The organism is Rhodococcus chondri (assembly GCF_036327435.1).
Taxonomy (GTDB): Bacteria; Actinomycetota; Actinomycetes; order Mycobacteriales; family Mycobacteriaceae; genus Rhodococcus; species Rhodococcus chondri.
In genome coordinates this window covers 1-7,387 of sequence record NZ_JAUZMZ010000209.1, presented here as the reverse complement: position 1 = coordinate 7,387, position 7,387 = coordinate 1, and the positions used below count along the sequence as shown (strand labels likewise).

Genomic DNA, 7,387 nt, shown 5'->3' with positions numbered 1-7,387 from the left:
TCACCACCCGATGGCAAGCCCTCAACAGGATCACTCTGTGCCCCAAACGAATCGGCTCCATCACCCAAGCAGCGCTTGTCCTGACGCAATTCGAGCATGCAGGTCGCTATTGAGAAAACCTCAATGGCTCGATGGAGGTGGCAAGCTCGTCGAGGCCGGCACACCACGCTGCTTGAGGGACACCACGAGTGTGGTCGGCATAGTAGCGTCGACTGAATATCACGATCCCGAAAGTGGTCTCCACGGCTATGGCGCACGAATTCTTCGTGTTTCGGTCGACTTCGATAAGTGCCCGTCGACCGTTGATCGTCGTCGCTGTAGAGATGTCACCATCCTTCGCCTGTTCTTCTTCGAGGGTGACGTTGCCTGAAAAGATGTTCTGTCCGTAACGGAATAGTTCTCCTGGAATATGCAGTGTCCCATCGTAACCGCAGACCAGGAACGTGTAGCTGCCCATCGGATAGTCGGTGACTTCCTCGCTCTTCGGGTCATACCCCGCCTCGATGAGAAGTTCATCCGGGATATCGAGGCATGGGTCGAAGGTGATCTGCGGCCGTCCCGAGTCGTCGACGACCCGAGGTGTGCGCGTCGTCGAGGTTGCCGCCTCTGCCGGTTCGTCAGGTTCGGTTGCTGCACTTCCCGACCCACACGCCGATGCAACAGCTATTCCGACGACGAGCCCCACACTCCCCGCGACACGTCTCCACCCACCCACGCGACCCCCCGATCCGCTGATAGTGGAGCAGACTAGCACAGCAGACTCTGCACGCTGAATCGTTGTTCACCAACGGAATTGCAGCAGTGAAGAACTGTTCACCGCGCGTACTCTGTCCTGTGAGGAGGGATCGATGGACACCGTGAAGAAGCTGCTCGACCTCGCCGGCCGGACTTACGCGGACGACGCCGGCATCACCTTGAAGGACACACCCAAGCCGCTGTTCCAGCTCCTCGTGCTCGCCCTCTTGTCCAGCACCCGGATATCCGCAGATATCGCAGTGTCGGCAGCACGTGAACTCTTCCACGCCGGCTGGCGCACCCCCAAGGCCATAGCCGACGCCCCGCGCGCAGAGGTCATCGCCGCCCTCGGTCGCGGGCACTATGCGCGGTACGACGAGAGCACCGCAACCCGTCTGCGGGAGTTGGGAGGGCGCGTCGAATCCGAATACCACGGCGACCTGCGCGAGCTTGCCCGCCGGAGTGACGAGGACCCGACTGCCGCAGCCCGCCTCCTTCAAGAATTCAACGGCATCGGATCCGTCGGCGCCCAGATTTTTCTCCGTGAAGTTCAGAATGTCTGGACGTGGGTTCGGCCCTACTTCGACAAGCGGTCGGAGCAGGGCGCCGAACAACTCGGTCTACCCACGATCCCGAAGGAACTGGCGAAGCTCGCTCCGAACAGGCACGTCGCAACTCTTGCGGCGGCACTTGTGCGGGTTACCTTGGATGACGAGTTACGTAACCAAGTTCGAGACTGACCCGGCGCTAGGCCCCCTCGACCGCTGCCAGCAGCATGCGCGCCGACACCGCGATCAGCTTGGCGCGGTCGGACTGCGCAGGCCGCAGTAGTGCGATCCGTGAGCACAAGCTCGCGGTGGCGCCCATGATGATGAACACCAGGTCGTCGATCGCGGCTTCATCGAGGTCGGGTCGCAGTCGGGTGGGGATGATTCGGGCCAGTGGGCGGAGCGGACCTTCGATCTCGGCCCAGGCGAGGCCGAACTCGGCCTCGTCGGATGTGTACGACACCCGGAGCACCGCCGCGTGCTTCTCGAACGCCGACGTCAGGCTTTCCACGACGGTGACCATTGCGTCCAGCGGCTGCTGGTCCATCGCCCTGGCGATGGAGGTCGAAAGCGCGGTGGTGATGTTGTGAACCGCCGCCATGCGCAGTTCGTCGATGATGGCGTCCATGTCGGGGAAGTAGCGGTAGACCGTCCCGATGCTCACGTGAGCGTGGTCGGCGAGAGCGGTCGTGCTGGGGCTCACCGCGGGGCGACGCTCGAGAAGGGCTTGCGTAGAAGTGAGCAGGTGCTTGCGCATCGCGACGCTGCGGCGCTGGACAGGTGCCTTCCGCCCCGTCTTACCTGCTGTATTACCGCTCTGCGGGGTCCCCATAAAAAGTGAATAGTAAGTGAGGATTTCTCGTGTTTGCATTGAATGCATGGAGCCACGGATTCCTCGCGCCCTCGTGAACGCCGATCTTGCGGTGACCCGCTACGGAGATCTCGGTCGTCGATGGCTCGACGGGATGTGGCAGGCCGATCCCCTGGCCGATGCGGTCGTGAACGACGGCTTCGGCTCGTCGTCTGCGACCGCTGCGGTGCGCGCGGCACTCGCCGGCGGTATCGGTGCGGTCCCGGACGCACCCGCGTCGCTGCGGGCGCTGTTCGAGTTCCTCGACGACGAACCCGACTGGCTCGACCACGACCGCCTCGACAACGCCGCCGACGCACTGATCCGGCACACTCCGGTGATGGGCATGGTGCTCGGCGCCGCGTCGCTCGTGCGCGGGGCGGGCAACGAGATCGCCGGAAAACCACTCGCGCTGACCGGCCGCTACGTCACCCAGCCCGCGGTGCGTTCCGTCGAGGTGGGGGAGTGGCTGCGACACGTGATCGCGCGTGGCGGAATGCGCCGCGGCGGCGAAGGTTTCGCATTCACTGTTCGGGTTCGGCTGATTCACGCGCACGTCCGTCGCGGAATCGTGGCGAGTGGATTGTGGGACAAGGACGCGTGGGGTGTGCCGATTCCGCAGCCCTACATGGCATTCACCATGGCCGAGTTCGGGCATATCTGCGTCGAGGCCATGCACACACTCGGGGTGCGCTTCACCGAACGCGAACTCGACGACATCTACCACCTGTGGCGCTACGTCGGGCACGTCATCGGAATGAGTGACGAGCTGAACCTGCGCACCGAAGCCGATCACGTCCTCGTCGAGGAGCTGTACCGGCTGACGTCACCCGGCCCCAGCGGCGACGACCGGGAATTCGTCGCCGCGCTCACCTGCGACTACCTTGTCCCCGAGCTGGCCAACCTGTTGCCGGGTAGTGACCGAATTCGGAAAGCACTGTCATTAAGGGTGATTCAAGGATTGCAGCGCGTATTCATCGGAGATACCGACGCCGACGCGCTTCGTATCCCGGACAGCCCGCTCAAGCATGTGCTGCGTCGAGTCGGACCTACGCTCGCACTCATCAACCGCATCCAGGAACGCCGCTATCCCGACAAACAGCGCAGCACCGCTCGTGCCTACAAGGTTCGCGACGTGGCGATGGATCGGATGCGCGTGGACTACGGCGTCGAGCACGATCTGGTGGATGCCGCCCCGCGCTGAGGTCCGCACCGTCCCTGCTCGCCGACGAAAGCCACGGACCCGCCTCCTGAACCCACCGACGATGTCATCCTGGAACGCGAACCCATCGATCGGCAGGGAGGCCGAATGATGAAAGCTCTCGTGTTTCACGGCCCAGGCCAGCGCTCCTGGGAGGACGTTCCCAACCCGACCATCCAAGACCCGACCGATGCGATCGTGCGCGTCGATGCTGTGACCATCTGCGGTACCGACCTCCACATCCTCGGCGGTGACGTACCGGAGGTGACCGACGGCCGCATCCTCGGCCACGAAGCTGTGGGTACCGTCGTCGAAATAGGTCCCGGAGTTCGCAACCTCGCGGTGGGCGATCGCGTGCTGGTCTCGTGCATCTCCGCGTGCGGACGATGCCGGTTCTGCCGCGAGGGCCGCTACGGACAATGTCTCAACGGTGGCGGCTGGATCCTCGGCCACCTCATCGACGGAACTCAAGCCGAAATCGTGCGAGTTCCCTTCGCCGACAATTCCACTCACAAGGTCCCCGACGGTGTGAGCGACGAACAGATGCTCATGCTCGCCGACATCCTGCCCACCTCGTACGAGGTCGGTGTGCTCAACGGCGCGCTGCGCCCCGCCGATGTGGTCGTCATCATCGGTGCCGGTCCGATCGGGCTGGCCGCTGTTCTCGGTGCCAAGTTGTTCAGCCCGAGCCACATCGTGGTCGTCGACCTGGTCGACAGTCGACTCGACGCTGCGAAGGCGTTCGGCGCCGACATCGTCCTGAACAGCAAGAGCGACGACGTTGCCGCGATCGTGCGGGATCTGACCGGCGGTCTCGGCGCCGACGTCACGATGGAAGCCGTCGGCATTCCGGAGACGTTCGAGCAGGCGGTTGCGCTGGTGCGGCCGGGCGGACACGTTGCGAACATGGGTGTCCACGGTGCACCCGCGATGCTGCATCTCGAGGACATCTGGATCAAGGACCTCACCATCACGACCGGCCTCGTCGACACGTACTCCACTCCGACGTTGATCGGACTCGTGGAGAGTGGACGGCTCGACACGTCGCCGATGATCACCCATCGCTTCACTCTGGACCAGTTCGAGGAGGCCTACGACGTGTTCGGGAAGGCGGGGGAGACGGGCGCCTTGAAGGTGGTGCTGACGCCGACGCGGACGTAGGGCACGCCTGACAAAAACGAAGGCACCGGTGTCCGATCCGTCTGCCGCGCAGGAAAGCGAGCGGCGTCCTTACGAAACTGTGTCTGTTCTTGTTGCGCAGGGACATCACTGCCGGCTGCGACGGCCCGCGAGGCGCGCGAGGTCGCGGAGCACGCCGGGGGCACGGCGCGCCATGGTCAGTACCGCGCGGTCGGCAAGGGTCGGGCGGGGCGGCGCCGCCGGCTGCGTGGGCCGGGTCCGGTTCGTCGCCGTGAACATGTGCACCTGACCGGGGACGCCCTTGAGGCGGTGTCTGCCGAGGTCGGTGAAGTCGATGTCGGCGCCGACCACGAGATCACGCACCATTTGCGAGCACCGCACCTCCCTCGGCCCGGCAGACGCGGCAATGCGGGCGCCGATGTGCACCGTCATCCCGGTCAACTCGGGACCCGCGCGGGTGACCGTCCCGACATGCACACCGGAACGGACCGACAATCCGAGAGCCGACGCGGTGCGGATGATTCGGTGTGCGCAGTGGAGGGCGGACGCCGGGCCGTCGAACACACTCAGGGTTCCGTCGCCCGCGATGCCGACCAGGGTGCCCCCGTCTGCCTCGACCTCGACGCGCACCAGTCTGCCGTGCGCGGCCAGCAACGTCGCGAAGTGGGTGTCGCCGATCTCCGCGAGCAGGTCGGTCGAGCGGACGACATCGGTGAACAGGACGGCGGCGAGAAACTTGTCCGCGTCGACCGGACGGACCGCACCGGTGGCGACCTCCTCTACGTGGCCGAGTACCGGAATCAACGCCTCACCCAGGGTTGCGCCGACCGGGATCGAGGGCAGGTCGTGGAATCGGCCGTTCGGGACGAGTTCAGCGACGCGGCGGACGGCGTCTCGGGCGAACAAAGTGTCCGGCTGGTGCAGTACCTTCGTCGGGCATTGGATCGACGGCAACACCCACGCGTAGTTTGCCCGCAGAGCCCACTCGAGGTGTTGTTGAGCGGCTGCCGGTGTGGCCGAACAGCGTTCGAGCAGAGCCATGATGCGGCGATTGTGCGGAACATCGAGGGTCGGGTGTGCCAGGGCCGTCAGTTCGCCGTGGCCCCAGCGTGTGTACGCGCCCCGATACGCTTCGACGAACCGGTTTCGCTGGGAGGCGGTCCACCCGGCCGGTGGGTCGTCGCCTTCGGACAGCAGGGTGTCGGACCAGGGTTCGGCGAGGATCAGTCCGGAAACCCGGTCGGGACATCGGGCGGCCACGAGGGCGAGCGCCCCACAGGTACTCGCTGCGCCGACCAGCGTGGCCTGCGCGACTTCGGCGTCGTCGAGTACCGCGAGGACGTCGTCCGCCTGTTCCTCGAGTGTCGGGACGTGGTCGACGGGATCCGACAGTCCGAATCCGCGGCGCTGGAAGAACAACGAGCGCGCGAAGCTGGAGCAACGCTCGAAGTTGTAGTGCAAATGCGGATCGGTCCACATCAGGTCCGGATGCATCATGTCCTCGAAGAACCATGCCACCGGGTGCGGCCCTCCGCCCACGACCTGGTACGCCAGTGCGTGACCGTCGCGTTGGATGTACCGCGTCACGGGCGGGTCCATGGGACAACGATAGGCCGCGAAAATGCCGCTAGCTCCCCAATTCTTCCTCGAGTGCGGTCAGGAATGCGGCGGGTTGCTCGACGAACGGTACGTGCCCGGAGTTGTCGATCACGTGCAGCGGCCAGCCGAAGCGGGTGCCGGCATCTTCGGCGATCCGCAGGGGAACCATCCGGTCGTGACGACCCCAGATGAGAGTGGTCGGAACGGAGATGCGCCTGAGTTGCGCGTCGGGAATTCTCGATGTCCCGGCCTTCAACAGCTGCCGCATCGCCCGCCCGGCATGCGGAACACGCTGGCAGGAGACCATATACGCGGTAAACGACTCGAACCATTGCGGCTCCTGCGCCGCGGTCCGTTGCCAGTCGAGGAACGGCCACGGCAGGAACCGCCGGAGGTTGCGCTCGCTGGGGTGGACCGTGCAGCGCATCGACGCGACTGCCAGTCCCGGGGGCAGGTGGAAGCGGCCGAGTCCGGGCGCACCGATGATCACGAGTCGACGCAGTTGCTCGCCATGATCGGCGGCGAACCTGGCGGCCAGACTGCCGTTGAGAGAGTGCGCGACCAGCGCCGCACCGTCCGGGCAGGTCCGGTGCAGCAGCGTCGCGAACCATCCGGCGAACGTGTCGGTGTCCAGACGTGCGAGTGGCGCGGATTCGCCGAGTCCCGGCACGTCGGGCACCACGACCCGGTACTGCTCCGTAAGCCGCGACAGCACCGGGGCCCAGTACACTCCGCCCGCTTCGATGCCGCCGTGCAGGAGCAGCAACGACGGACCCTGCCCGCCTTCGAGGACCTGCGTGGAGATGCCGTCGATGTCGAGGTGCCGGGTGGTGACAGGCAGCCCGCGCAACAGTCGGGTTCGCATCGCATCCTGGGTCTGCAGCATCGGGCTCACCTCGCCGTGTCGTCCTGCCGTTACCGTCGACGGTAGAGCGCCGGCGAGGCCATCCGCGTCGTGCAAATTGCCCATTTCACCAGGCCGAACCGCGTGGGTAGATGTTCGTAGGGCGGGGGCGCACCATTCGAAGTCTGCTATCGCTTCGCCTTGCTCGGTGAACAGATCTTTACTCACGGACCGCCGCGCGTGAAGCTTTATTCACCGCGCGAAGATTCATGACGACGAACACCGCACGCTGGAAACACTTGCGTCGTCCTCGGCTACCGGTACGGCGACTCCGCGGCCAACCCCTGTGCTGCCGCCGCGGCACGTACCGCGTCGATCAGCAATTGCAGCGGCGGCCGGTCGGCTGCTGTACCCCGGTGGGCGATGGAGATCGTCCGCGTGAGCGGGTCGGTCAGCGCGACGACGTCCAC

General features: G+C 65.3%; 7 protein-coding genes. 3 read left to right on the top strand and 4 right to left on the bottom strand.

The genetic code is table 11. The features are described from left to right. Positions 1–106: 106 nt before the first annotated feature. A complete protein-coding gene (locus Q8814_RS23075; RefSeq protein ID WP_330154304.1) occupies positions 107–685 on the bottom strand; it encodes a DUF3558 domain-containing protein in 579 nt (192 codons plus the stop codon). A 163-nt stretch (positions 686–848) separates the two neighbouring features. On the opposite strand from Q8814_RS23075, the gene Q8814_RS23070 reads away from it, so the two are divergent. After that, on the top strand, positions 849–1,475 hold the full coding sequence (locus Q8814_RS23070; protein WP_330154303.1) for an HhH-GDP family DNA glycosylase: 627 nt from the start codon (positions 849–851) through the stop codon (positions 1,473–1,475). A gap of 7 nt (positions 1,476–1,482) precedes the next feature. Here the strand turns inward: Q8814_RS23070 and Q8814_RS23065 are convergent, their stop codons facing one another. Then, the gene (locus tag Q8814_RS23065) at positions 1,483–2,040 is read right to left on the bottom strand and encodes a TetR/AcrR family transcriptional regulator (RefSeq protein ID WP_330154306.1); all 558 of its coding nucleotides are present in this window, start codon (positions 2,038–2,040) and stop codon (positions 1,483–1,485) included. A gap of 121 nt (positions 2,041–2,161) precedes the next feature. On the opposite strand from Q8814_RS23065, the gene Q8814_RS23060 reads away from it, so the two are divergent. Both Q8814_RS23060 and Q8814_RS23055 read left to right on the top strand, forming a co-directional pair. Next, on the top strand, positions 2,162–3,337 hold the full coding sequence (locus Q8814_RS23060) for an oxygenase MpaB family protein (RefSeq protein WP_330154302.1): 1,176 nt from the start codon (positions 2,162–2,164) through the stop codon (positions 3,335–3,337). A gap of 108 nt (positions 3,338–3,445) precedes the next feature. Continuing rightward, positions 3,446–4,495, top strand: a complete 1,050-nt coding sequence (locus tag Q8814_RS23055; RefSeq protein WP_330154305.1) for a zinc-dependent alcohol dehydrogenase family protein — start codon at positions 3,446–3,448, stop codon at positions 4,493–4,495. 105 nt (positions 4,496–4,600) lie between these two features. On the opposite strand, the gene Q8814_RS23050 is transcribed toward Q8814_RS23055, so the two are convergent. Further along, a complete protein-coding gene (locus Q8814_RS23050; protein ID WP_330154301.1) occupies positions 4,601–6,073 on the bottom strand; it encodes an adenylate/guanylate cyclase domain-containing protein in 1,473 nt (490 codons plus the stop codon). Positions 6,074–6,101: 28 nt separating this feature from the next. Then, entirely contained in the window at positions 6,102–6,959 is an 858-nt protein-coding gene (locus Q8814_RS23045) for an alpha/beta fold hydrolase (RefSeq protein ID WP_330154300.1), read from the bottom strand. Positions 6,960–7,387 lie beyond the last annotated feature (428 nt).